The 1960-nt window shown below is 40.5% G+C and carries 2 protein-coding genes; one reads left to right on the forward strand and one right to left on the reverse strand.

What is annotated here, in order from left to right; genetic code table 11:
• The first annotated feature begins 72 nt into the window (after positions 1-72).
• On the forward strand, positions 73-1152 hold the full coding sequence (locus tag AAGA18_16215; protein MEM9446886.1) for an IS110 family transposase: 1080 nt from the start codon (positions 73-75) through the stop codon (positions 1150-1152).
• A 437-nt stretch (positions 1153-1589) separates the two neighbouring features.
• Here AAGA18_16215 and AAGA18_16220 read toward each other — a convergent pair whose 3' ends face one another.
• Complete coding sequence (locus AAGA18_16220) at positions 1590-1877, reverse strand: hypothetical protein (protein ID MEM9446887.1); 288 nt, start codon at positions 1875-1877, stop codon at positions 1590-1592.
• Between the last annotated feature and the right edge of the window lie 83 nt (positions 1878-1960).

Below are 1960 nucleotides of genomic sequence, written 5' to 3' on the forward strand. Positions count from 1 at the left end.
AAAGCCCCTATGTTTGTAAAGGCAAAGCCTGAGATACCTTAAAGATAAGAACTTTAAATACCTCATAAGCTTATGCACAGACAAGATAATACAGTAACATTTGAATGGGAGAAGATCTATGCGGGCATAGATGTTCACAAAAGCAATTGGAAGGTTAGCATCATCGGAGAGCATCTAACCCACAAGACGTTCAGTCAGGATCCAGAGCCCGATCAATTACATAAATATTTGACTACTCATTTTCCGGGAGCGGAGTATCATAGTGCCTATGAGGCAGGATTCAGTGGTTTTTGGGCTCATGACAGATTGCTTTCTCTTGGCATCCATTCGATAGTAGTTAATCCTAGCGATATCCCTACTACAGATAAAGAAAAGCGGCAAAAAGAGGATAAACGGGACAGTCGAAAGATTGCTCGTAGTTTACGGAATGGAGAATTAACTCCGATACGTATTCCTTCGAAGAAAAATAGAGAAGACCGCTCATTACTTCGAGTGAGGAAGGCTGTATTGAAAGATTTACAGAGGAATAAGAACCGAATAAAAGGATTGCTATTCTTTTATGGCATTGAATTTCCTGAACGCTTTAAAAATAATACTTCTCATTGGTCTAATGCCTTTATGGAATGGTTGGAGCGTTTATCATTCGTAGAAAATAGTGGCAAGGATAGTCTTCAGTTTTTGATCAACATAAGTAAGTATCAAAGGAGCCAGCTTTTAGAAATTACCAGAAAGATCAAGAACCTTTCACGGTCATCCTATTACGCCGAAGATGTAGCTTTACTTTGTTCAGTGCCAGGAGTTGGGTTATTAACTTCGATGACATGGCTAACAGAACTTGAATCTATGAGTAAATATGAGAAGCTGGACCATCTTTGCAGTTACATTGGCATGGTACCTTCAACTCATTCGTCCTCTGATAAAGAGCGTGTTGGAAATATTACCCCAAGAGGGAAAAAGCAATTGCGTAGCTTACTTGTAGAAAGTGCTTGGATCGCTGCGCGCAAAGATCCTGCATTGATGAAAAAGTATAACCAACTGTGTGTACGAATGAAGCCTAATGAAGCGATTATTCGAATTGCAAAATGCTTAATAAGCCGGATGCGATATGTATTGATAAATCGTGAAAAATATAAGATATTAACGAATAGTTAATGCTAAATTGAGTTGATTGACATGTAAACACATTTCATTGGTCAGACCGTTTTAATTCTACTGCAGCAGTAATGTCTGTTTTGATAAAGTCTACGGCTGGCCATTTTTAGAAAATTAAACAGGGAAATGCAGCACGAAAGTGTCTGTTAATAGAAGTATGTTTCAAATCAATCGTCACCTATAGGTTGATAGATTACCTGAGGGAAACTCTTTTTCTTTTTCTCTAAAAAAGAAATGGGCTCAAACAACCCATTCCATTTTTTAGTGTAAATCCTGCTTGTTCGCTGAGGTTTCCAATCACCAGCCACGCAGGCAAAGACAGGATCAATATGTCCAATTTTTAGCTAGTTCAGAAAAATCTCAACTAAAAACTTGATTTACAACATAGAAGTAGGATTAATGAAAGATTCGATGGCGCAGCATCGGCTTGTTAAGTATCACGACTGACTATTGTCTCTGCATTCATCCAGGAACCGGATGACACTGGCCGCTACCTTTTGCTCCATACCGGCTGTGGTGGACCCAATAAAAAAGCGGACCAACTCCAAAACCGTCAATTCTTTTACCTGTCTGCCTCTGACATGGAGGTATACCCGCAAGGTTTCACCAGGGTAACTAATACGTACCCCCACCTCGTCGGCAGCAACACCCCAGGTTCGGGAGACTTCACACGCAAAGCTTCGTATGCTTTTGTTTACCAGCTTCTCATAGCCGAACACGTCCACCACCACCGATTCCATGTAGGCTTTCAGCTTCTTTTTGATGCCCGTTCCCGGTTTCGCTCTGAAGCCAGATACTCATTTTTTTG

This window comes from Verrucomicrobiota bacterium (genome assembly GCA_039192515.1).
Lineage (GTDB): Bacteria > Verrucomicrobiota > Verrucomicrobiia > Methylacidiphilales > JBCCWR01 > JBCCWR01.

Bases quoted from the DNA above. Each gene is read 5' to 3' on its own strand.
- AAGA18_16215 (MEM9446886.1), top strand. From the start codon at position 73: ATGCACAGACAAGATAATACAGTAACATTTGAATGGGAGAAGATCTAT.